This window comes from Myxococcales bacterium (assembly GCA_012517325.1).
In the GTDB taxonomy this organism is placed as follows: domain Bacteria; phylum Lernaellota; class Lernaellaia; order Lernaellales; family Lernaellaceae; genus JAAYVF01.
In genome coordinates, this window is sequence record JAAYVF010000116.1 from 1 (window position 1) to 23,582 (window position 23,582).

23 protein-coding genes are annotated in these 23,582 nt (G+C 59.8%); 14 read left to right on the forward strand and 9 right to left on the reverse strand.

The features are described from left to right. The first annotated feature begins 221 nt into the window (after nucleotides 1-221). The 3 genes from GX444_19210 to GX444_19220 are packed head-to-tail and all read left to right on the forward strand — an operon-like array spanning nucleotide 222 to nucleotide 2,197. Entirely contained in the window at nucleotides 222-818 is a 597-nt protein-coding gene (locus tag GX444_19210) for a LemA family protein (protein ID NLH50709.1), read from the forward strand. Nucleotides 819-859: 41 nt separating this feature from the next. Beyond that, on the forward strand, nucleotides 860-1,555 hold the full coding sequence (locus GX444_19215; GenBank protein NLH50710.1) for a hypothetical protein: 696 nt from the start codon (nucleotides 860-862) through the stop codon (nucleotides 1,553-1,555). 12 nt (nucleotides 1,556-1,567) lie between these two features. Then, a complete protein-coding gene (locus GX444_19220) occupies nucleotides 1,568-2,197 on the forward strand; it encodes a hypothetical protein (GenBank protein NLH50711.1) in 630 nt (209 codons plus the stop codon). Between the two features lie 113 nt (nucleotides 2,198-2,310). On the opposite strand, the gene GX444_19225 is transcribed toward GX444_19220, so the two are convergent. The 4 genes from GX444_19225 to GX444_19240 form a co-directional block, all read right to left on the reverse strand. Further along, nucleotides 2,311-2,613: an HU family DNA-binding protein gene (locus GX444_19225; GenBank protein NLH50712.1), complete on the reverse strand. Its 303-nt coding sequence runs from the start codon at nucleotides 2,611-2,613 to the stop codon at nucleotides 2,311-2,313. Between the two features lie 324 nt (nucleotides 2,614-2,937). Continuing rightward, nucleotides 2,938-3,585 carry a TetR/AcrR family transcriptional regulator gene (locus GX444_19230; protein NLH50713.1) on the reverse strand — a complete coding sequence of 216 codons (648 nt, stop codon included), beginning with the start codon at nucleotides 3,583-3,585 and terminating at the stop codon, nucleotides 2,938-2,940. 101 nt (nucleotides 3,586-3,686) lie between these two features. Then, the gene (locus tag GX444_19235) at nucleotides 3,687-4,355 is read right to left on the reverse strand and encodes a hypothetical protein (protein ID NLH50714.1); all 669 of its coding nucleotides are present in this window, start codon (nucleotides 4,353-4,355) and stop codon (nucleotides 3,687-3,689) included. 80 nt (nucleotides 4,356-4,435) lie between these two features. Next, the gene (locus tag GX444_19240) at nucleotides 4,436-6,727 is read right to left on the reverse strand and encodes a CRTAC1 family protein (GenBank protein ID NLH50715.1); all 2,292 of its coding nucleotides are present in this window, start codon (nucleotides 6,725-6,727) and stop codon (nucleotides 4,436-4,438) included. A gap of 123 nt (nucleotides 6,728-6,850) precedes the next feature. Here GX444_19240 and GX444_19245 point away from each other — a divergent pair, with 123 nt between their 5' ends. From GX444_19245 to GX444_19295, 11 genes are all read left to right on the forward strand, one after another. Next, entirely contained in the window at nucleotides 6,851-7,846 is a 996-nt protein-coding gene (locus GX444_19245; protein NLH50716.1) for a zinc-binding dehydrogenase, read from the forward strand. A 229-nt stretch (nucleotides 7,847-8,075) separates the two neighbouring features. Continuing rightward, nucleotides 8,076-8,843 (forward strand): hypothetical protein, encoded by a 768-nt coding sequence (locus GX444_19250; GenBank protein NLH50717.1) that lies wholly within the window; start codon nucleotides 8,076-8,078, stop codon nucleotides 8,841-8,843. 13 nt (nucleotides 8,844-8,856) lie between these two features. After that, nucleotides 8,857-10,134 (forward strand): aminotransferase class III-fold pyridoxal phosphate-dependent enzyme, encoded by a 1,278-nt coding sequence (locus GX444_19255; GenBank protein ID NLH50718.1) that lies wholly within the window; start codon nucleotides 8,857-8,859, stop codon nucleotides 10,132-10,134. A 168-nt stretch (nucleotides 10,135-10,302) separates the two neighbouring features. Next, on the forward strand, nucleotides 10,303-11,445 hold the full coding sequence (locus GX444_19260) for an AI-2E family transporter (GenBank protein ID NLH50719.1): 1,143 nt from the start codon (nucleotides 10,303-10,305) through the stop codon (nucleotides 11,443-11,445). 558 nt (nucleotides 11,446-12,003) lie between these two features. Continuing rightward, nucleotides 12,004-12,663, forward strand: a complete 660-nt coding sequence (locus tag GX444_19265; GenBank protein NLH50720.1) for a glycine cleavage system protein H — start codon at nucleotides 12,004-12,006, stop codon at nucleotides 12,661-12,663. 67 nt (nucleotides 12,664-12,730) lie between these two features. Then, the gene (locus tag GX444_19270; GenBank protein NLH50721.1) at nucleotides 12,731-13,384 is read left to right on the forward strand and encodes a glycine cleavage system protein H; all 654 of its coding nucleotides are present in this window, start codon (nucleotides 12,731-12,733) and stop codon (nucleotides 13,382-13,384) included. A 144-nt stretch (nucleotides 13,385-13,528) separates the two neighbouring features. After that, nucleotides 13,529-13,981 carry a cytochrome c3 family protein gene (locus tag GX444_19275; GenBank protein ID NLH50722.1) on the forward strand — a complete coding sequence of 151 codons (453 nt, stop codon included), beginning with the start codon at nucleotides 13,529-13,531 and terminating at the stop codon, nucleotides 13,979-13,981. A 42-nt stretch (nucleotides 13,982-14,023) separates the two neighbouring features. Beyond that, nucleotides 14,024-14,938, forward strand: coding sequence for a 4Fe-4S dicluster domain-containing protein (locus GX444_19280; GenBank protein NLH50723.1), 915 nt, complete (start codon nucleotides 14,024-14,026; stop codon nucleotides 14,936-14,938). Next, nucleotides 14,935-16,167, forward strand: a complete 1,233-nt coding sequence (locus GX444_19285; GenBank protein NLH50724.1) for a hypothetical protein — start codon at nucleotides 14,935-14,937, stop codon at nucleotides 16,165-16,167. Before GX444_19280 ends, GX444_19285 begins: the two co-directional genes overlap by 4 nt. Before the next feature lie 111 nt (nucleotides 16,168-16,278). After that, nucleotides 16,279-17,463, forward strand: a complete 1,185-nt coding sequence (locus GX444_19290; GenBank protein NLH50725.1) for a transcriptional regulator — start codon at nucleotides 16,279-16,281, stop codon at nucleotides 17,461-17,463. Next, complete coding sequence (locus tag GX444_19295; GenBank protein NLH50726.1) at nucleotides 17,463-18,473, forward strand: AAA family ATPase; 1,011 nt, start codon at nucleotides 17,463-17,465, stop codon at nucleotides 18,471-18,473. Before GX444_19290 ends, GX444_19295 begins: the two co-directional genes overlap by 1 nt. Here the strand turns inward: GX444_19295 and GX444_19300 are convergent, their stop codons facing one another. From GX444_19300 to GX444_19320, 5 genes are all read right to left on the reverse strand, one after another. Further along, nucleotides 18,474-19,031, reverse strand: a complete 558-nt coding sequence (locus tag GX444_19300) for an archaemetzincin family Zn-dependent metalloprotease (GenBank protein NLH50727.1) — start codon at nucleotides 19,029-19,031, stop codon at nucleotides 18,474-18,476. 6 nt (nucleotides 19,032-19,037) lie between these two features. After that, complete coding sequence (locus GX444_19305) at nucleotides 19,038-20,408, reverse strand: sigma-54-dependent Fis family transcriptional regulator (protein ID NLH50728.1); 1,371 nt, start codon at nucleotides 20,406-20,408, stop codon at nucleotides 19,038-19,040. Next, nucleotides 20,408-22,105, reverse strand: coding sequence for a HAMP domain-containing protein (locus GX444_19310; protein ID NLH50729.1), 1,698 nt, complete (start codon nucleotides 22,103-22,105; stop codon nucleotides 20,408-20,410). Before GX444_19310 ends, GX444_19305 begins: the two co-directional genes overlap by 1 nt. A 212-nt stretch (nucleotides 22,106-22,317) precedes the next feature. Further along, nucleotides 22,318-22,713, reverse strand: a complete 396-nt coding sequence (locus tag GX444_19315; protein ID NLH50730.1) for a DUF3052 family protein — start codon at nucleotides 22,711-22,713, stop codon at nucleotides 22,318-22,320. A 101-nt stretch (nucleotides 22,714-22,814) separates the two neighbouring features. Further along, on the reverse strand, nucleotides 22,815-23,582 hold the full coding sequence (locus GX444_19320; GenBank protein NLH50731.1) for a hypothetical protein: 768 nt from the start codon (nucleotides 23,580-23,582) through the stop codon (nucleotides 22,815-22,817).

Consider the following 23,582-nt stretch of genomic DNA (forward strand, 5'->3'; position numbering starts at 1 on the left):
CAAAGCCCGATGCAAAACGGAAAATCGAAAGGGAACAACCAACTGGACGTGGGTCTATCAGGCCTCGGCTCCGAACTCTACGTAACCAAGGGGACATTTTTGCTGCACAGTTGAGGGGACATATTGCCTAAGTATAAACAATCCGCGAAGCTTGACATCCCGGCCTCCGGCTTTATAGATGAAGAGAGATTTTCCCCTTCTTCACGGAAAGGTGAACGCGCATGAGCATTTATTCGCGCCTGATCATCCTGGTCGCCGGCCTGTTCGTTCTCGCCGCGGTTCCCGGCTGCGGCTACAACCGCCTCCAGGGAATGGACGAGGAAGTCAACGCCGCCTGGGCGGAAGTCCAGAACCAATACCAGCGCCGCTTCGACCTGATTCCCAACCTGGTCGAGACCGTCAAGGGGTACGCGGCGCACGAGGCCGACACCCTGAAAGCCGTCACCGAGGCCCGCGCCAAGGTCGGCCAGACCCAGATCACTCCGGAAATGCTTTCGGACCCGGCGAAATTCCAGGAATTTCAAGCCGCGCAATCCGGCCTCACCCAGGCCCTCAGCCGCCTCATGGTCGTGGTCGAAAAATATCCCGACCTCAAGGCCAACACCAACTTCCTCGATCTGCAATCCCAGCTCGAGGGCACCGAAAACCGCATCACCGTCGCCCGCAAGCGCTACATCGACGCGGTCAAGGAATACAACAAGATGGTCCGCTACTTCCCGACCAACCTGACGGCGAAATTCATTCTGCATCTGAAGACGAAAGAAACCTTCACCGTCGAGAACGAAGCGGCCAAGCAAGCCCCGAAAGTCCAGTTCTGAGGCCCGCCTTGCGCCGGCGCTTTTCCGTTTCGGCCTTCGCGCTGCTGGCCGGTCTGGCCCTGCTGTCGGGCGCGGCAATCGCCCTGGCACAGGCAGCCGTGCCGGCGTTGCAAGGGCGCATCAACGATTACGCCGGCCTGCTGGAGGCCGGCCAACGCGAACAACTCGAACAAACCCTCGCCGCGTTCGAGCGCGACACCACCACCCAAATCGTGCTGCTGACGGTGCCTTCGCTGGAAGGCGAGGACATCGAAGGCTTTTCGATGCGCGTCGCCGAAGCGTGGAAGATCGGCCAAAAAAGCAAGAACAACGGGGTATTGCTGATCGTCGCGCCCAACGATCACCGGGTGCGTATCGAGGTCGGCTACGGCCTGGAAGGCCCGCTGACCGACGCGCAGTCGGCGCGGATCGTTCGCGAAGTGATCACTCCCGCTTTCCGCGACGGCAATTATTACGCGGGCATCGCCGGCGGCTTGAACGCCATCATGCGGGCCACCCGCGGCGAGTTCGCCACGCCGACCGGAGCCGTCGGCCCGGGCGGCGTCAAGGAACTGACCTGCCGCCAGATGCTGAGCCTGCTGGCCGGATTGATCGTTCTGATCCTGCTGCTGTCCACCCGCACCGGCCGGTTCCTGCTGTTTGCGATGATGCTTTCCGGCCGCTCCTCGGGTAGCCGCGGCGGTTTCTCGGGCGGCGGAGGCGGCTTCGGAGGCGGCGGCGCCTCGGGTAGCTGGTAATCCAGGGGGAGGATGATGAAGCGACTGACACCTGCCGAACAGGAACGGATCACGGCGACCGTTCGCCGGGCGGAGCAATGGACCTCGGGCGAGATCGTTCCCCTGATCGTCGACGCGGCCGACCCATATCCCTCGGCCGATCTGCTCGGCGGGCTGGCCGGCCTGTTTCTCGTTTTGATCGTCTGGCTGTGGCTGCCGATCGCCTGGCAACCGTTGCCGGTGACCATCACCCTGCTAGCCGGCTTGCTGGCCGGCTGGTCCCTGACACATTTCACGCCGCCGCTCAAACGCGCCATTCTCGGCCCGCGCCTGGCAACCCAGGAAGTGTACCAGCGCGCGGTGCAGGCGTTTTTCGAACACGGCCTGATCAACACGCGCGATCGCACGGGAATCTTGATTCTAGTCGCATTGCTCGAACGGCGCGTGCAGGTGCTGGCCGACGCGGGAATTCATGCCAAAGTGCCGGACGGCACCTGGGACGAAGTGGTGCGGCTGGTGCTCGACGGCATTAAACGCGGCTCGCTGGCCGACGGTATGGCCGCGGCCATCGAACGGTGCGGCCAAATTCTAGCCAAGGATTTTCCCCGCCAACCCGACGATACGAACGAATTGCCCGACGAACCGATCCTCGAAAATCGCTGACTTCATCGCCTCGGCAAAAAAAAAACAGAGCGGAAAAACCGCTCTGTTTCCTGGCAATCGCCTTTCCGGAAACCGCCACGGCCCGCTGGGCCGGAGGCGGCGATCCGAAGCGCTTACTTCGCCGGCGGAATCACGGCATCTTTGAAGGCTTTGGACAAACGAGCCTTCGCCACGATCTTGGCGGGGATTTTAATCGTTTCGCCGGTTGCCGGGTTGCGGCCTTTGCGTGCCTTCCGCTTGGCTTTGGTCAGTTTGCCGATGCCGGGAAGGATGAATGCGCCGACTTTTTTGGTTTCGCCGGCGGCCAGTTTGGCCAGTTCATCGAAGAACAAATTGATGGTCTTCTTCGGCAGTTGGAACTTTTCGGCGAAGTACGTCGTCAATTGCGCCTTCGTCATGGGTTTCTTGTCCGCCATGTCTCTTCTCCTTTTTACTTGGGGGGTTAATTTTCGGATATCATTTTTCCCGCGCGCAGGTCAAGGAAAATCTTCATCGTCAATGCGATTTTCCCTTGTCTGATGGGGCGTCGAGCGTTTTCGTCGCCGCGAAGCCCCGTCAAACAAGGCTTTTGGCGTCGCCCAAATCGCCGCCAAACCGGCCGGCCGCCGCCAAGCCCCACCGCTGGGGCGTCCTCGCGAGTTGGCTTACCGCGTCCGACCGGCGGGCAAAGCCGGAGCGCGCAACGCATCGGTCTGACGAATGATCGAGGGAAATGCGGGCTGGACGGCGGAGGGCGCGGCCTAGTTCGCGCTGTACAGCCACTTGAGGCTGATCAGCAGGCGCTTGATGAGCCGCCGGTCGCCGTCGTCGTCCATGGGAATCTCGGGGTAGTAATTTTTGGATCGCGCCTTGAACATCGGGTGATAGCGCCGCGCCAGCAGGAAGCGCGTGAACAACTGAAAATGCAGGGCCATGGTGGAAACATCGACGTCGTCGCGCAGCGCGCCTTCCTGCACGCCGGAAAGCACCAGGTTCTGGAAGAACAGGGCGGCCCGGCCCTCGAAGCGATCGAAGGTCGCCTGCGTCAGGTCGGCCAAACCGCTGGCGCTGAGGCTTTTGTAAACCTCGAAAAACGCCTGGTATTGAAAACCGCGGCGCGTCGCGACATCCAACAGATACTCGACCCGATCCCAAAACGGCTGGTCCATTTTACCGACTTCGATGTAGGTCTGGCTGAAATACTGAATCGCCCGGCCGAGCACCGCCGCGATCAGATCCTTCTCGTCGTCGAAATACCGCTCGACCATCTCGGCGCCGATATTCAACCGTTCCGCGACTTCCTTGAGCGTGGCATAGCGCAAGCCATGATCGCGCAACGTCTCGGCCGCCGCCATTAAAATCTTGTCCTGGGCGACTTCCGGCAGTTGAAAAAATATGTCTTTCGGCACGATCCGCTCCTCTGTCGCGCGGGCAGCCGTCGCCCGCTTCATCCATCAACTTCCCGTCCGTCCTCCCCGGTATCCGCTGGCGGATTTTTTTCTGCCGCCGCTCACTCGGCCGGCGGTTCCTCCACCGCCGCCGTAGCGGGTTCCGCTTCGTTTTGCTGTGCTGCGGGCAACTCGCGCGGATGATCCTTGATCGTCGCCAACAGAATCAATTCCCACAGATTGTTGTCTTCCAAAGGCGCCTCGGTCGGCGTCAGGGCGACCCGCTGGCTTTGCGCCAGCAGGTGTCCGGCCAGTACGGCCCGATATTCCTTTTTGAAGCCTTTTTTGGTGAGAATCAGCTTTTTAAAAACGCGTTCGCAGCGATCCTGAAATTCCTCGGTGACCAGATCCTTGAGGATGGCGCGCCGTTTATCGCGCCAGAAATCGGCGTGTTTCTCGTCGTACGCCGGATAATCGTCGGCTTTCGCGTAGGCATCGGCAAGCGGTTCGCGTTCGGCCGCCAGATCGAATTTGGCGTAAACCTCGTCGGGATTGTATCGCAGGGCTTTGAGGTCTTCCTCGACCCGCATGAGCCCGGCGAGCGCCACGATGTTCTTGACGAAGTTCTGCATGTTGCCGAACTCGCTGAGCATCTGGTGTTGGACGGCATTCTCGGACAGCGCGACGCCCGACTTGGTCGCGGCCTTGTGCCGTTCCCGACTTTTCGCGTGCGCTTTCATTGCCTTGCGCGCCCGCTTCTGCGCCGCTTGTTTCGTGGTTTTTTTCGCCATGAATCGCCTCGTTTTTCACCTGATAGACAGAGAATATCTATCACAACCGACAATTTTTCGAAAGCGGGACCGACTTCGCGTTACTGAACGTCGGGACTGCCTTCCGTTAAAACAATTAATTGATCGGCATTTACTCCGGTCCAGGTCTCGGTTTCGCCGCCCGGCCATTGCACTTCAATCGTATCCGCCACCGCTTCCTGGGCCAACCCGAAGTGCTGGGTGAACATCGGCGTGGCGCCGAAATGGCCGCGCGGACCCTGCACGTAGCGCACCTGCGTCAGGTCGCCGGCGGTGACCGTGATTCGAGCGCCGATGGCGTCGTGGTTGGCGTTGACGCCCACCAGCTTGACTTCCAACCAGTTGTTCTGATTGCCGATCTCGTTGCGGAACAGCCGGACGCCGCCGCCGTCGCCGTTGAAGGATTCCAGCAGATCCATGTCGCCGTCGCCGTCGAAATCGCCCCAGGCGTTGCCGGTGCCGGCGTGGACTTCGACGCCGGCCCAGTAGGTGATGTCCGCCAGCGTGCCGTCGGCCTGTTGCTCGTACAACCGCGGATAGTGGCCGGAATAAAGGCTCGACATGAACAGGTCGAGCCGCCCGTCGTTGTTGTAGTCGACAAAGCTCGGGTCGACGTCGCCCTCGTCGGGCACGTAACCCGCGGCGTCGGTCTTGTCCTCGTAAACGTAGTCCGGCGCGCCGCCGCTGATCTTGAAGGCCGAGGTGCCGGTGGACGGCTGGTAGCGCGGATGGGCGATCGCCGACTGGATGTAGTCGAGGTTGCCGTCGTTGTTGTAATCGCCGAAATCGGCGCCGAAGTTGATCGCGCCGCCGTACGGATAGGACCGCTGCAGGTTCTTGTCGCGGGCCACGTCCTTGAAGGTGCCGTCGCCCTGGTTTTCCCAGACGTAGTTGTCGTTGCCGCCGTAATTGCACGACATCACGTCATACCGGCCGTCGTTGTTGAAGTCGACCCAGGTCACCCCGTAGCTCGGCAGCGGGATCTCGTCGTTGATGCCGGCGGCATCCGTCACGTCGGCATAAGTGCCGTCGCCTTCGTTGTGGAACAGGTGGTCCGGGTAATAGGGCCCGTAAGGATAGTTGGTCATCCAGCAGGCGACGTAGAGGTCGAGGTTGCCGTCGTTGTCGTAGTCGCCGAAGCCGCCGGAGCTGTAGTACGACAGCTCCTCCAGACCCGTCGTCGTGGTCACCTCGGTGAACACGCCGTCGCCGTCGTTCAGGAAGAGGGCGTTGTGCGTATCGTCGTCGGCTTTCACCGATTCCGTCAACGCGAGGGTATCGTTATCGTCGTCGTTGTCGTCGTCGTCGTCGTCATCGTCGTCGCTCGCCCAGACGTCGATCGTCACCATGGAGATCAAATCCTTGTCGCCGTCGTTGTCGTAGTCGGCCAGGAGGGTCACGCCGCTCTTCGACACCTGATTCAAGCCGGATTCGACGGTCAGGTTGGAGAAAGTGCCGTCGCCGTTGTTGCGGTAATAGAACACGTTGTTCGGCGTGTTGGTGGTATCGAGCTTGGTCAGCACGATGTCCTGCAGGCCGTCGCCGTCCACGTCGACCCAGGCGGTGCGGTGCTGGCCGGTCACGTCGATGCCGGCGGCGGTGGTGACGTCGGTGAAGTACGGATCGCCCTCGCGCTCGCAGAAATGCCGGCCTTCGAGGCGGATCATGTAGTAGCGGCCGATGGCGCCCCAGCGGTCGCCGTACTGCGCGTAAAAGTCGGGCGTGTAATACCGGCATTGATAGTAAGGATCGTCGGCGTAGCTGTAGTACAGCAGGGGCAGGCCGTCGTCCGATAGGTGTTCGTAAGCGACCCAGACCTTGGTGCCGGGCATGAACAGCAGGTTCTGATCGGTGACGTCCACCGTCACCCACCCGCCGTCCTTTTTCACCTCGACCTCGACAGGCGTCATCAGTTCGACCGTGGGGATGAAATCGGTCCAGGGAATGTACTTCGGCACCGAACCCAGGTAATCGGCATACAGGTGGATGCGCGCCGTGCCCTTGCCTTCCTTGAAGTGCAGCTTGATTTTCTGCAGGTGGTAGGGCGCCTGGAACTTGAACTGCATGGCTTCGACGTCGCCGGTCACAAAATCGCGTTTGGCGAGAAACGGCTCGTCGTCCTTGCGGTACTCGAAGTCCGTCCCGACGCAGCGATTCTGATTCTCCGGGCATTGAGCGGCATACAGATCCTTGATCGGGTCGCCGCAGGCGCTCGACGAATCGTCATCGTCGGTCGGGCTGCCGTCGTCATCGTTGTCGTTGTCGTTGTTGTCGTCGTCGTCGCCTTGGTCGCAAGCCGCCAAAAACGCCGCCGACACCAGGATCATCAGGACCAACCAACCCCATTTCGGCATGAGAAACCTCCGTCGGAAAAAACCGTCGCCAGATTAGCATGAACAACGCTTTTCACAAGCCTCCGCTCGTTCTATCTTGGGTCGACCGCCATTCGTCGCGCACCGCATTAAGGAGACGAAAACATGAAAGCGATCCGCTTGCCTCAAACGGGCGACGCCGAACTGTTGGAACTGATCGACCGGCCGATCCCCGACCCGGGACCGCACGATCTACGCCTGCGCGTCATGGCCGCCGGCGTCAATTACGCCGACGTCCTGGTGCGGCGCGGCCTCTACCAACCGATGCCGGACATGCCCGCCTACCCGGGCCTCGAGGTCGCGGGAACGGTCGATGCCGTCGGCGACCGGGTGACGCGCTTTCGCCCCGGCGACCGCGTGGTCGCCAACGTCCCGGCCGGCGGCTATGCGCAATACGCCCTGACCCGGGAGGCGATGGCCGCCGCGCTACCGGACGATATCGACTTCGACCTCGCGGCCGGCCTGCCGGTCGCCGGCATGACCGCCTATCACCTGACGCACACCGTGGCGGCGCCGGAGCCGGGACAGTTCGTCGTCGATTATGCCGCCGCCGGCGCGGTGGGCAGCGTGGTGATCGGCCTGGCCAAAACGCGCGGCGCCCGGGTGATCGCCTTGGTCGGATCGGCGGAAAAAGCGGCGCGGGCCCTGGAACTGGGCGCCGACTGGGCGATCGATTATCGCGCCGAGACCGACGTGCCGGCGCGGGTACGCGAGTTGACCGCCGGGCACGGCGCGGACGTGATCTACGATTCGGTTTTCGGCGCGGCGGCCCACGACGACCTGGCGATGGCGGCGCCCCGCGCGCGGATCGTCTGGTACGGCATCGCCGGTGGTTTGCCCAACTCGAAAAAGCTGCTGGCCGCGATGCTGCGCCGCTTTACGGATTCACCGACGATGTCGCTCTATCATTTGATTTCCTCGCTGCGCTTCGACGCCGCCCGCCACGCCGCGGGCTGGCCGGAACTCTTCGCCGCCCTGCGGTCCGGGCGGGCGCGCCTGCCGCTCGCCGGCGTCTATCCGCTGGCCGAGGCGGCGCGCGCCCATCGCAAGTTGGAAAGCCGGGCGACGATGGGCAAACTGGTGCTGCGGCCGTGGGACTGATCGGGAGACAATTGTTTCAATTGTTGTTCCGGCTGACCGACCAGCGAAAGGAACAACAGCTAAAAACCCTTTTAATTACCGGCATTCCAAGCGGTCGAGGCGCTCCCGGGGAAATGCTCCAATTTTTGTTATAATCCGGCTGGAAAGCCGCCGCGTTGTTTGCTAGTATAGGGGCACTTTGGCTCAGGCTAGTTCCGTCGATTACCCTCTAGACAAGGAGAAGGCGCGCATGGACCGACAAGAGATTTTGGCCCGGCTGCACTTGCATGCGGTGCTGCCGGTACTCGCCAAAGTGGTTGAGTTCGACCGCGAGGCGCGGGAAATCACGCAGGGGTGGCAGGCCACGTTGCAGTTCGGCTACATCACCGGACCGGTGGTGCAGTTGCAGTTCGCCGACGGCAATTGCCGGGTGTTTCGCCAGGCGGTGGCCAAGGCCGACGTCGCTTTTTGGTTCCCCACTCCGGCGATGCTCAACAACCTGTTCCTCGGGCAGGGTTTCACGTTGCCGCTCATCTACGGCTTCTGGAACATCAAACTGGTCAAGGGGTTCATGGCCCTGGCCAAACGCATGGAACACTACCTGAAGGGTTTGGACGGCAAGGAACTCGACGCCGAAACGACCCGCCAGGTATTGACCTGCAAGCTGGCGCTCGCCACCTGGGGCACCGCCGTGCTCGCCGAATGCGATCCGAAACTGGAAGCGTTTTCGAGCCACATTCCGGCCGGCGCCACCCTCAATTTCGTCATCAAACCCGACGGTCCCAACTTCTACCTGAAAAAGACCAACGCCGGCTCGTTCGTGGCCGGTGATGGCAGCGTGTCGGAGCCGACGGCCGAGCTGACTTTCGCCAGCCAGGCGATCGCCTCCCAGTTGCTGGAGGGCAAGTTGGATACTTTCGCCGCGTTGGGCTCGCAAGAAGTGGTCGTCCGTGGTCTGGTACCGATGGTCGACGATGTGAGTGCCATTCTGGCGAAACTCGAAAAATACCTGGGATAGAGAGGGAAAAGCCATGGCAACCAAAAAGACCAAAACGACGGCGGCCGGCCAGCGCCCGGCGCCGAGCTTCGAAAAAAGCCGCGAATATTTCCTGCGGGCGGCCAAAGTGATTCCGGGCGCGATTTACGGCCACCAGAGCCCGGCCCTGACCGTCCCCGGTTCGTATCCGTTTTACGCCACCCACGGCCAAGGCTGCTATTATTGGGATCCGGACGGCAACAAATACATCGACTACATGTGCGCCTACGGCCCGATGGTCAACGGCTATGCCAACCCCGTGGTCGAAAAAGCCGCCCACGAGCAGCTCAATAACGGCAATTGCTTCAATCACCCCAGCCCCGTCATGGTGGAACTGGCCGAGTTCCTGGTCGACTTGATTCCCTTCGCCGATTGGGCCGTGTTCGCCAAAAACGGCAGCGACGTCACCACCTGGGCGACGCTCGTCGCCCGCGAGGTCACCGGCCGCAAGAAGATCGTCGCCTGCCGCGGCGAGTATCACGGCGCCCATGCCTGGTGCACCCCCGGCCACGGCGGCATCATCGAGGAAGACCGGGTCAACATGCTGTATTACACCTGGAACAACCTCGAGGAACTGCGCCAGCTGTTCGAAAACAACAAGGATCAGATCGCCGGCGTGATCATGACGCCCTTCCACCACCCGGCCTTCGGCGACCTGGAATTGCCTGCCCCCGGCTTCTGGGAAGGCGTCCGCAAATTGTGCGACCAGAACGGCACCGTGCTGATTCTCGACGACGTGCGTTGCGGTTTCCGCCTCGACGTGCGCGGCAGCAACTATTACTTCGGCTTCGAGCCGGATATCGCCTGCTATTGCAAGGCGATCGCCAACGGCTATCCGCTCTCGGCCGCCGTCGGCCGCAATTTCCTGAAAAACGCCGCGGCCAACGTCTTTTTGACCGGCTCCTACTGGGCCAGTTCCGCCCCGATGGCCGCCGCGCTGGCCAACGTGGCGTTGCTCAAGAAAATCGACGGCCCGAAAAAAATGCTGCACCTGGGCGATCTGCTGATGAAGGGCCTGGTCGAACGCGGCAAGACCTTCGGTTACGAAATGGTCGCCACCGGCCCGGGCTCGATCCCATTCATTCGCTTCGGCAACGAAAGCAATTTCATGCGCCAGCAGGTCTTCTGCGCCGAAATGACCAAGCGCGGTCATTTCTTCCACCCGCATCACAACTGGTTCCTGTCCACCGCCCACGAGGAAAGCGACATCGAGGAAACCCTCGCGGCCGCGGAGGAAGTGTTCCCGCTGGTGAAGAAACAGTTCAACGATTAGGTTTCGTCATCCGGCGAAACGCGCTCGTCTCGCCGCCCCGGGGGATGCTCCGGGGCGGCGTTTTTCATTTATTAATTCCCCGAAAACGGCCGCGGGGATTGCGAGGCGGCGCGGCTTTGTGTTGTGATACCGATTGCCAACAACGAACAGGATAAAACGGCGCAGCGCATGGCGGAAATAAAAGCGACACCCGAAAACAAAAGCCCGGATCTGCTGGATTCCCTGGACGTCACCGGCCGTTTTCGCGTCCGGTCGGAAACCGACTGGGAGCAGCGGCCCAACAGCTTGCTGGAACGACATCCGTTCGCCTTCGGCTACCTGGCGTTCGCCGGACTGATGGTGCTGATCTTCGCGACCCACCTGACGACCTTCGTCGGCGCCCTGCTTTTTCTCTACCTGATCTCCGATTTTCTGACCAACGATGTGCGCCGGTATGCGCGTTTTCTGCCCAAGGCGTTGCTGTTTTCCCTGTTGTATTTCGCGGTGATCGCGGTTTTCACCGTACTTTCCTACAAGGTGATCCCGGGATTCGTGCGGCAGTTGCCCCAACTGGCGGAAGAACTGCAACAGCAGGCCATCAGCCAGTTCGACTACGCCAACTCGCGGTGGAACCTGACCGATTACGTCGATCCCCAGGAAGTGCAAGGTGCCATCGTCACCGGCACCACCAAGACCCTCGGCTGGCTCGGCAAGTATTTTTCATCGTTTTATAAAGGCTTTATCTTTTTTATCTTCGCCCTGGTGATCAACCTGCTGCTCTATCACCAGATCGAGAAGATCGACGAGGTTTTCGATCGCAAACCCGGCAGCCTGATGAACTTCTTCTACAATTTCATCAAGGCGCGGGTACGGGTGTTTTACTTCTATTTCAAGCGCGTCATGGGCGGGCAGATCATCATTTCGGCGATCAACACCTGCATCTCGGCGGTCGTCATTTTCAGCCTCGCCCTGCCGCACCCGATCGTATTGTTGACCTTGGTCTTTTTCTTCGGGCTGTTTCCGGTGGTCGGTAATCTGGTTTCCAATACGATTTTAACGATCACCGCCTTTGTGACGATTGGCCTCTGGGGAGCTCTGGTCTGCCTGGGTCTCCTGGTGGGCATCCACAAGCTGGAATACTTCCTGAATTCCAAGATCATCGGCGAGATCGTCCACCTGCCGATGGTCATCACCCTGACGGCGCTGGTGGTCTGCGAGGTACTGCTGGGCATCATCGGCCTGATCCTGGCTATTCCGATCGTCCTCTTCATCCGCCACGAAATGGAACGCATTCCGGGAGTGCCGCCGATCACCCGGATAGATCCGCGTTGAGTTCAGGCTCTATATTTTAAAATGATCCATTAGTGTGTTGCTTAATACCTTTAAAAGAGAAGTGAGGCTACATCCCCATTCGTTATTGATCTTGATTTTCATTTACTTCCCAAGCCGATCGGAAAAATATGATATATTCAGTAAATACAGACACTTATACAATGCAACCGACCACTGAAATGTGGTGTATAATACTTCAACAGCCGTGTTGAGTATATTTACACAACTCAAAATCTGCGTATTTTTAGATACTTATCAAGCAATCGCTTCTTGTTCCAGAAACGACCGTTGATAAATTATACAGCCATGATTGGCTGTGTATATTTTCACAACAAACCTAATTGAATCACCATTCATTCTATCTCATTGTTTTCACTTATTAATAGGCAGTTACAAAACTTTTTTCAAAGCAAGGCCGGACTTGGCAAGCTATTTGTAATAGTCCAAAGCGGAACTGAATGGAGGGTACGAAGATGGTAGCGATCCTGGTGGCAATCACGGTGGCAGTGGCAATGATCACTGGTTCCCACATCGAATAGGCAGAAGGGGGGTAAGATCATGGTATTCGCATTGGTAATCGCGACGTTCCTGGTGGCAGTGGCGATCGACGCCTTTGTCATCAAACGGCTCGTTCATAAAAAGGCAAAGGAATTGGCGAAGCGGGAAGCTATCGACCAATACCTCGCTCCCCAGGTTGAAGAAGCGCAAGACATGTTGTTTCACCAAGGTCACACCTGGGTGCGGGTTCTGCGGGCGGTGGTGGAAGTCGGTTTGGACGATTTCACCAGCCGGTTGGTCGGCGAAATCACCAAAATCGAGACCCCGGAAGCGGGCACCAAGCTGCAGAAGGGCAAGAAAGCCTGGACGATCCATTTCGGCGACCGGAGCCTGACCCAGTTGGCGCCGATCACCGGACGGATCATCGAAGTGAACCAGGAACTGCTCAGCGACCCCAAGTCGCTCAACGACTCGCCCTACAAAAACGCCTGGATCATCAAAATCCTGCCGGACGCATTGACGAGCGAGGTTCCCGATCTGTACACTCCGTCGCGTTTCTACAAATGGGTCGATATGCAGAAAGCCCGGTTGGTACAGGAAAGCTTCCCGGAAATGGGCATGGCCTACGGCGACGGCGCGACGATGATCAACGGCGCGGCGCGGTCGATCGACTCCGAGAAGTGGCAGCAAATCGCGAAGAAATTATTCGGCACCAACTAGAACAACAGAGGGTAGGACGATGCACGAATACTTTTACTTTGTAGACTTTGTCCGGAATGTAAAAATCATGGAATACGGCGTGGCCTTCCTGTTCATCGGGCTGTTCGCGCTGTATTACCGCTTCATGATGAAGCCCGAGGCCGCGCCGGCCATGGCGCTGCATAAGGCCGTGGGGCAGGCGATGGATCGCATCCGCGGCTTGTTGGCTCCCGAGGGCCTGGCCTATCACCGCGGCCATGCGTGGGTGAAGGTCGAGGGTCCGCAAATGGCGCTGGCCGGCATCGACGACTTCGCCTCCAAGCTGGTCGGCAAAATCCAGAGTGTGAAGCTGCCGGAAGTCGGCGCGGTGCTCAAGCAGGGCGAGAAAGCCTGGTCCCTGCAGATCGACGGCAAGACGGTCGACATGCTCTCGCCGCTGGACGGCAAGGTCGTGGCGGTCAACCCGGCGGCCGCCGCCGCGCTCGCCGACGATCCGTACGGCAAGGGCTGGCTGGTCAAGCTGGAATCGCCCAAGCTGACGGCGAGCCTGAAAAACCTGCTGACCGGTTCGCTGGCCAAGGTCTTCACCGAACAGTCGCTTGACGCGCTGTTCTCGCGCGCCGGCGGCAACCTGGGCGCGATGGCCGCCGACGGCGGTACGCCGGTCCAGGGCATGGCGAAGAACATCGACCCGCAACACTGGGAGCGGATCGCGAAGGATTTCTTCCTGACGAACGATTAACGGTGCAACCGCCGCGGGGCCGTCCGTCCCCGCCGACGAGCCGGTCCGCGCGGCACATCCGAGAAGCCTGCTTCATTCGCCGGAGTTTTTTCCCCGGCGAATGAAGTTTATTAAAATCCAATAGCGCGGGAGGCAGTCGGTCACATGAAACCATTCATCCAGAAATTGACGCCATTTTTGTTGTTAAGCAGCTTGCTGCTGCTCGCGGCGGTCGTGGTCGCCTTCGCGGCGGAGACCAAACCGCAAGCGACCCCCGACCCGGCCGGGTTTGCCCCGGAAACGGTGACCATTGAAGGCATTAAAAAATTATTCGGTCCGGTCATGTTCACGCATAAGGCCCACCTGGGCTATGCCGGCAAGTGCGAGGAGTGCCATCACCACGCGACGCCCGGCGATTATCCGGCCTGCGGGCAATGCCACAAAAAAGACGAGATCAAAACCAAAAACGACAACCAGATCGGCCTGAAGGGCGCCTACCATACGCAATGCATGGGCTGCCACAAGGCGTCAGGCAGCGGCCCGCTGGGTTGCACCGATTGCCATGAAAAGCTCAAGGAACCGGTAGCGCAACCCAAACCGGCCGCGCCGGCGAAATAATCCGTCGGTTGACGACCAATCCAACAAAGGGAGCATTCAAAAATGACTATCAGTCGCAGAGGTTTTTTGAAGCTCATGGCCGGAGCGGGCGTTGCCGGCGCGGCGGCCACGGTCGGCGTGTCCCAACCGCAAGCCGCCGAACATGAGTTTTACGGAAATCCGGACCGCTTCGGCGTGCTTTTCGACAGCAGTCGGTGCATCGGCTGCCGGAGCTGCGAAGCGGCCTGTAACGCCACCCACGATTTGCCTAAGCCGCCGGCGCAGCCGTTCGACGATCCGAAGGTGCTGAACGAAAAACGGCGGCTCGACCAGTCGCGGTTCACCCTGGTCAACAAATTCACCAAGGAAGAGACCGGGGGCGCGGAAACGTTCGTGAAGATCCAGTGCATGCACTGCGACGAGCCGGCCTGCTTCTCGGCCTGCCTGGCCAAGGCGTTTACCAAGACGCCGGAAGGTCCGGTGGTTTACAACTCGAAGCAATGCATCGGTTGCCGGTACTGCATGCAGGCCTGCCCGTTCTACGTGCCGACCTACGAGTACCAGAACGCCTTCACGCCGCGGGTCCGCAAGTGCACGATGTGCCACGAGCGGATCATCCAGGGCGGCATCCCGGCTTGCGTCGAGACCTGCCCGCAGGAAGCGTTGATCTTCGGCAAGCGCGCCGACCTGATCAAGATCGCGCGCCGGCGCATCGACGACGAAAAAGCCGGTTACGTCGACCACATCTACGGCGAGCAGGAAGTCGGCGGCACCTGCTGGATGTACATCACCAAGACGCCGTTCGAGAAACTGCAATTCCGAATGGACGTGGGCATCACCCCGATGCCGAAGCTCACTTACGGCTACCTGGCAACCATCCCGGTGCTGCACACGGGCCTGCCCATCCTGCTGGCCGGCTTCTACGTCATCACCAAGAACATGAACCTGAAAAAGAAGGAACAGGGAGGTCACCAATGAGCCAGCAAACCGTTGCCGTGCAAAACGTCAAAGCCTCCTGGTTCCGCGAAAAAATCCTGATGGGCAAAACCGTCGGGGAATACATCCGCGGCTTTTTCACGCCGCTCAACCTGGTCGCCGGCCTGATCCTGGCCGTCGGCCTCCCGGTCATGGCCTACCGCCTGCTCAAGGGCCTGGGCGCCTCGACCAACCTGAGCGACATCAATCCGTGGGGCCTCTGGCTGGCCTTCGACATGTTCTTCGGCGTCGCCGTGGCGACCGGCGGTTTCTGCATGGTCGTCGGCGTCTACCTCTTCGGCCGCAAGGACTACAAACCGATGGTCCGGCCCGCCATTCTCACCGGCTTCCTGGGCTACTTCTTCGCGATCGTCGGCCTCGCGTTCGACCTGGGCCGTTACTGGGCGCTGCCCCTGCCGTTTTACTACCTGGGCACCGCCTCGGTCCTGTTCCTGGTCGCCGAACACCTGGCGCTGTATCTGACGATCCAGTTCGTCGAGTTCCTGCCCGCCGTGGTGGAATGGTTGAACCTGCGGCGGATCCGCCTCTGGCTCGACAAGATCCACATCGGCGCGGTCATTCTCGGCTCGGTGCTGGTGATGGGCCACCAATCGGCCCTGGGCGCGATGTTCCTGCTGATGCCCACCCGCCTGCACCCGCTGTGGTACACGACGTTCATTCCGTACCTGTTCTTCACTTCCTGCCTGGCCGGCGGCCTGTCCATGCTGGTGCTGGAAAGCATGATCTCGCACAAGGTCTTCGGCTATCAGGTGAAGGAAACCGACCATGAACTGATGGACCGCCTGACCCTCGGCCTGGGCAAGGCCGCGGCGTTCTGCCTGTTCAGCTACTTCGCCCTGATGGTCCTGTCGCTGATCCGCGGCATGCAATGGCAGATGCTGTTCCACACCGGCTGGGGCTACTGGAAGCTGTTTGAAATCGCCTTCAGCACCCTGCTGCCGATGTACCTTTACGCCATGGCGGTTCGCCACCAGAAAGCTTCGCTGGTCCGGTGGGCGAGCGGCATCACGGTGCTGGGCATCATGCTCAACCGGTTCAACGTCGTGATCGTCGCCCTGAACTGGAACGCGCCGGTCCGCTACTATCCGAGCTGGATGGAAGTGATGCTTTCGCTGACCCTGGCCACCCTGCTGGTCCTGGTTTTCAAGTGGGTCGTCAACCGCATGCCGGTCCTCTACCGCCTGCCCGACTTCCCCGACGAGGATCATTAGTCTCGTTTTTTTAACACTGACCGGAAAAGCCGCGCCCCTTGCCAGGCGCGGCTTTTCTTTTTCAACCGAACTGAATATGGTTAAAAAAACCATCTATCACGGAATCAACCGATGAAAGCCGACGAACTGCGAAACTTGATAGCCGGCGGCGAGAGCGACCGCGTCGAATTCAAGAAATCGATCGCCAATCCTGACCGCATCCGGCAAACGGTGTGCGCACTGGCGAACGATCTCCCGCGGAATGAAAAAACCGGTGTGGTATTCGTTGGCTTGACCGACCAAGGCACTCCTTCCGGTTTGACCATCGATGATAAACTCCTAAAAATACTCGCTGACATTCGCCAGGAAATTTTGCCGTTTCCGGTGATCGCCATCGAACGGCTTTCCCTGCCGAACGGCGAATGTGCCTACCTCGCCGTCGAGCCGGCCATCGATCCGCCGGTCCGGTATAAAAACACCGTCTTCGTGCGCGTCGGGCCCACAACCCGGCAAGCCAATTCGGCCGAGGAATTACGGCTCATTGACAAACGCCGCGCGCATGAACTTCCATGGGACATTCGGGAAGCGCCATCGCTGACCTTGGACGATCTGAACATTGATTTCTTCCAACGCGAATATCTGCCGATCGCCGTTGCGCCGGAAGTATTGGCGGAAAATCAGCGTACGATCGATCAGCAATTGCAATCCCTGCACCTGGCCAATCCCGGTAATCCGCCCAAACCGACCCACCTCGGAATTCTGACCGTCGGCAAGGATCCGCGACAGCACATCCCCGGCGCCTATATCCAATTTATAAGGATCGACGGCGACAACATGGGTGATGCGATCATCGACCAAAAGGAAATCGACGGCCCGCTTTCCGAGTTGTTGCGCCGCTTGGACGATCTGCTGGAAATCAATATCCGCAACGCCCTGCAAATTGCCGGCGGGCCGACCGACACGCCACGCCCCGATTACCCGCTGCTTGCCCTGCAACAATTGGCGCGCAACGCCGTGATGCATCGCCGCTATGAGGGAACCCACGCGCCCGTCCGCATCTACTGGTTTCGCAATCGCGTGGAAATCACCAATCCCGGCGGACCATTCGGCATGGTAACACGGGAGAATTTCGGGTCGCCCGGCCTGACCGACTACCGCAACCCGCACCTGACCGAGGCGATGAAAAATCTTGGCTTCGTGCAGAAATTCGGCGTCGGCATTCCCATTGCCCAGCAACAACTCGAAAGAAATGGAAATCCGCCCTTGGAATTTCAAATTGAGGACAATTTTCTCTCGGTGATTCTTAGGAGCCGATAATGAGTATCCCGGTCATCACTTTTTTCAACAACAAAGGCGGGGTCGGTAAAACATCTCTGGTCTATCATTTGGCCTGGATGTACTCCGAATTGGGCTATCGGGTCCTCGCCGCCGACTTGGACCCGCAGGCCAATTTGTCGGCGGCTTTTCTGGACGAGGAGGAGTTGCTCGAATTCTGGCCGGAAGGCAATCATCCGAAAACAATCTTTGGCTTCCTTGAACCATTGATCAAGGGAACTGGCGATATCGGCGACCCTTTTCTCAAGCCGATCAATGACAAATTGGCCATCATTATCGGCGATCTTTTGCTTTCCACTTTCGAGGATCAATTGTCCGAGGTATGGCCAAAATGTCTCGACCGTGATGAGCGCGCTTTTCGCGTCACCTCCGCTCTTTGGCGTATCCTTCAAAAGGGCGGCGAACAGTTCGAAGCCGATCTGATTCTGATGGATTTGGGCCCGAATCTTGGCGCCATCAACCGCACCGCGCTGATTTCCTCCGATTTTGTCGTGGTTCCTCTTTCGCCCGACTTGTTTTCCCTGCAAGGGTTGCGAAATCTAGGTCCCACCTTGCGGAAGTGGCGAAGCGCTTGGAAGGAGCGATTGGAAAGAAATCCAGCCATGGATATTCATTTGCCATCAGGATTGATGAAACCCATCGGTTACATCCTTTTGCAACATTCCGTGCGTCTCGACAGACCGGTCAAAGCTTACGAACGGTGGATCGAACAAATTCCCGATACTTATCATCGAGAACTTTTGGAAGAACGCGAAAGCCTCATTACCGTGTCCTCGGCGGATGATCATTGTTTAGCGCTACTCAAACACTATCGAAGCTTGATGCCACTTGCCCAGGAAGCCCGGAAACCCATGTTCGCGCTCAAATCGGCGGACGGCGCCATCGGCTCGCATTTGCAAGCCGTGCAGCGGGCGCAAGAAGATTTCGCTAAATTGGCCCGTAGTATCGCCGAACGAACCGGCATCACTCAACAAACGTTTCAACTTTTATAATCACCACGGAAAAATCCGCTTCTTGCGCGGCAGCTTTTCGTTGAGCCGGGTGCGGCAGGGCAGGCAGAACTCGGCGGATTTGAAATCCACGTCCTCGACGTAGGTGGACGAGCGCATCACGCAGACCGGGTCCACGCAGTGCAGCAGGCCGAAGGTGTGGCCCATTTCGTGGATCGCCTCCTTGGCGACGCGCTCGGCCAGGCGCGCCGGATTTTTCGGCAGGCCGTAAAACTCGCTACGCAGGCGGAAGGTGGAGAGGATCGAGCCGACGCCGTTCAACTGGGCCTCGCCGAAGAGAAAAGTAAAGATGGGGAGAAAGAGGTCGACCTCGGCGATACCCTGGATGCGAAACGCGTCCGGCGGCGGGTGGCGGAGCAGGTCGCCCAGCAGCTTGGACACGTGATACTGCTTGCGCACGGCGTCGTAGGCGTACTGGATGTCGGCGAGGCCGTCGCCGACGCGCACTTCGAGCAGAAAGGTCTCGCCCAGGGCGTTGGTCGCCGCCTCCAACACGGCGGGTTCGACCTTGCCCAGCGGCATGAGGTAGACGAGCGACATCCCGGATTATTCTTCCAAATCGCGCAGGCCGTATTTTTTGATCTTGTTGTAGAGCGTCACGCGGTCGATATCCAGCACCTCGGCCGCCTTGGAGATGTTCCAGTTCAAATCCTCGAGCACCTTGACGATGTGCCGCTTTTCCAACTCGCGCAACGGCACCAAATCGGCGCCGCCGACCGGCGCCGCGACCGCCACCTCGTCCGCCGACGGGAAGGACAGGTCGCTGTCGTCGATCATGCCGCCGCGGGCCACCACCATGGCGCGTTCGATGACGTTGCGCAGTTCGCGCACGTTGCCGGGCCACGAATACGTCTGCAGCTTGGCCAGGGCGCGCGGCGTGAAGCCCTCGAACTGGCGGGTCATCGACAGGCCGTATTTTTTCAGCAGGTAATGGGCCAGCAGCGGCAGATCCTCGCGCCGTTCGCGCAGCGGCGGCAGGGTGATCATGAACACGTTGAGCCGGTAGTAGAGGTCCTCGCGGAATTTCCCTTCCTTGACCATTTCCTCGAGGTTGCGGTTGGTGGCGCTGATGATGCGGAAGTCGGTGCCGATTTCCTTGGAGCCGCCGAGGCGGTAGAAGCGCTTGGTCTCGATGACCCGCAACAGGTCCATCTGCATTTTCGGGGTGATGTCGCCGATCTCGTCGAAGAAGATCGTGCCCTTGTCGGCCATTTCCAGCTTGCCCTTGCGGGCGAACTGCGCGCCGGTGAAGGCGCCCTTTTCGTGGCCGAACAGCTCGCTTTCCAGCAGGCCCTCGGGATACGCGCCGCAGTTGATGGAGATCAGCGGGAAATAGCGCCGGTTGCTGTTTTTGTGGATCGCCCGCGCCACCAGTTCCTTGCCGGTGCCCGATTCGCCGCGGATCATCACCGTCGCGTCGGTGTTGGCGACCTCCTGGATCATCTGGATGACGCCCTTCATCGCGGGCGTGTCGCCGACGATCTCGTCGGTGGAAAACAGTTCGTTGACCCGTTCCTTGAGCGCCTGGTTTTCAGAGAGCAGGCGGAGCCGTTCGATGCCGTTGCGCACCAGGTGGCTGAGTTCGTCGGGGTCGATCGGCTTGCAGATGTAGTCGAAGGCCCCGTCTTTCAAGGCTTGGATGGCGGTGTCGACCGAGGCGAAGGCGGTGATGATGATCGTGATCAGGTTGGGATCGATTTTGCGGATGTGGCGCTGCAGCTCGATGCCGTCCATGCCGGGCATCTTGATGTCCAGCAGCACGATGTGCCAGCGTTCGTTCTGCAATTTCTGCATCGCCTCGTTGGCGTCGGCCGCCGTGTCGACCCGATAGCCGTCGGCCTGGAACCAACTGGCCAGGGAATCGCGCACCGAAAACTCGTCGTCCACGATCAGAATGCCAATATCCTGCGGATTCATCAGACCGGCTCTCCTTTCGCGTTGGCGTCGGACGGCGGCTCCCCGGCGGGCGCCGGCCGTTCGCGCGGCAATACGATGGTGAACGTGGTGCCCTGGCCCACTTGCGAGGTCACTTGAACGGTGCCGCCGTGCGACTGCACGATCCCGTAAACCACCGACAAACCCATGCCGATGCTTTTCTTGCTTTCCTTGAGCGAAAAGAACGGCTCGAAAATGCGCGGCAGGATCTCCTCGGGAATGCCCTTGCCCGTGTCGATCACCTTGATCGTCACCTCTTTTTCGGCGGCGCAGTCCGTCCAGACCCAGAGTTTGCCGCCCTTTTCCATCGCGTCCAGCGCATTGACCATCAGCGCGACGAGCATCTGCTGGATGCCGCTGGAATCGCAGTAGAGGCGGTCGCTGCCCTCGCCGCCGCTCTGCTTGCCCAGTTCGACGTTCTTCATGTCGGCGCTGTGCTTGATCAGGGCGATGCTCTTGTCGACGATCGAAGTGAGGTTGTCCCACTTGAACTCGCCGAACGACTGCTTGGAAAACATCAGCAGATTTTTCACGATGTCGCCGACGCGCTTGACCTCGCCGGCCGACAGCTCGAGGTACTGGTTGATCTTGTCGCCGCTCTGCGGCGGCGGCGTCTCGCGGCCGAGCAGCTTCATCGTCAGCTTGAGGTAGCTCAGCACGCCCGACAACGGGTTGTTGATTTCGTGGGCGACCATCGCCGACAGCTTGCCGAGCGAGGCCATCTTTTCCTGCATCAGCACGCGGTCGTGCGCCTTCTCCAACTCCGTGGTGCGCTCGTGAACCTTTTGCTCGAGCGTCCGGCTCCACTCCACCAGGTCGGCGTGCGCCTCGCCCAGCCGGCGGGTCATGACGCCGAACGACTCGGCCATCGCGCCGATCTCGTCGTTGCCGGCCGGCGGCAGCTTGACGCCGAAATCGCCGTGGGCCAGCGCCGTCGACGCGCGCGTCAACTGGACGATCGGCCGCATCAGGTAGCGCGAAACCAGCAGCGCCAGCAGCACCGTCGCCACCAGGGTCAGCGCCAGGAAGCCCAGCAGGAACTTGACGTCGGTGTAGTACGGCTCGAGCGCCTCGTCCTCGAACAGCGCGACGATGATGATCCAGTCGTAGGGCTTGAAGTAACCGACCTTGGCCAGTTTGGTCTTGAGCTTGCCGGAATCGCCGGGCCACGGGTAATGGATCGTCTTCACCTCGCCGGGCGCCAGGTGAATGGCATCGCGGCGGATCTGTTTGAGTTCCTCGCCGCCGATCATGTTAATGGCGAACAGGTTCTGCTTTTCGAGGTGGGGATGGACCTGGAACGTGCCGCTGGAATCCAGTACGTAGCAGTAGCCCGTCCGGCCGACGTGGATGCCGCGGATCAATTCGCGCAAGGTCAGGAAGCGATCGCCCGTCTGCCAGGCCGGCGAGGCGCCGGAAACCTGATCGACCTCGTTGTGGCCTTCCTGCCGGATGCGGTCCAGCGCCTCCTGGGCCTCGCACAACAGGGTGATCATCTTGACGATGCCGTCCAGCTCGTGCTCGGCGGAGCGCAGATTGAATTGCCGCAGGTTTTGCAGGCTGGCGAAGCCGTAGCCGACCAGCGGCACCAGGGAAATGGCGAGGAACATCAGCAGCAGTTTGCGGCCGAAGAGACCGAGCGACGGAAACCGCGAGTTTTTCGGCTTTTTTTCACCCATGTTCGTTACATCGCCGCACCGTTGGAAATGACGGATCGAAAACAAACTACCACATATAAACGATTGGTAACACAGTTGTCGCGGCTTGGGTAGGCGGTTCGTGGCCGAGAAAACGATTCGTGAGGGAAGGCATTATAAAGCAAAAAAAACCTTTCCCTGCTTCGTTGGGACGAAGCAGGGAAAGGTCGGTGTCTCGCGTTCGTCGTCGCCGCCTAGAGCGGCAGGACAAACCCCATGGCCTGGGTGTCGGCGTCGATCGAGCAGATCTTGGTCATTTCCAGGTTGGCCTGGCAAACGTCCTGCTGCACGGTTTCGCGCGTGACGGTCAGTTGATTGGCGCGCATGGTTTCTTTTTTGGGAAAGAAGAACCAGAGCTGACCCGTGCCGTCCAGCAGCGTTTTGTATTTGTTGGCGAGCGCCGTGGCGTCGTCTCCCTCGCGCAACCAGATCAGCACCATGGGCACCTTGGCGCCGGCCGGCACTTCGTAAACCAGCGAGGCGTGACCGTGCTGTTCGGCTTGGATTCGATCGACGACCTTCGGATCGGGACTCACCATCAACAAACGATCATTCGGCCAAATTCCCAACTTGGCGGAGATAGATTTCAAGCGACATCGCCTCCTTGACCAACACTCCCCCCACACAGCTCTTCCATCGCCCCCCGGGAGGTTGCGTCAATTTAATTTTCCGCTACGATCCATCGCGAAAATTATCGCGTTAGTATTTCCTCAACACGCTGCATTTGCAAGCCGATCTCTTTTTGGTATTCCATCGCTCCTTCGAGATGCAAATAACCTTTCGAGACGGCCTCCACCATCTGGACCTTGGCGGTCAGCACCTGATATGCGGCGTCAAAATCCGGAAACTCGAACAGCACGAACGGACGCCGGCGCGTGTAGATGCCGCGGCCGGATTTGGTCTTGCCGGCCTTCATGCGCAAGTAGGCCGCCGGGCCGTTTTTCACGGCAAACTGAAAGATGCGGTCCGGGCTGATCTTCGTCATGTCGGTCATTTCCGGATCGCCGGCCTTGTTGAGCTGCGACATGGCGGTCGTCACCATGTAGAGCAGCAGCTTGACCTTGAGCGCGCGCTTGGCCGGATCCTTCGGGTCGGCGTCGGGCATAAGGATCTTCAGGCTCAGCAGCAGCGGCACGACGCGCACGATCACGTCGAGCCGGTACAAGCCCTTCACCGCCGGCAGCGCCAGGCGGCCGGCGAAGAAATCGTTGAGCGACTTGAGATCCTTGAAAACGAACGCCACCGTCGGCTTCTCGTGCCGGCCCTGCACCACCTCGAGCGTGTCCTCGGCGAAGACCAGGTGGGCGGCGGTGTCGGTGTCCTTGACCTCGAACTGCACCACGCCGGTCAGCTTCTTGGTGAGCAGGCGGATCCATTTTTCATCCTCGCGCACCACCTTGGTCAGCGGCAGCGCGGCGCGCAAAAACAGTCGGGCCTGGATTTCGTCGGGCGTCGGCAT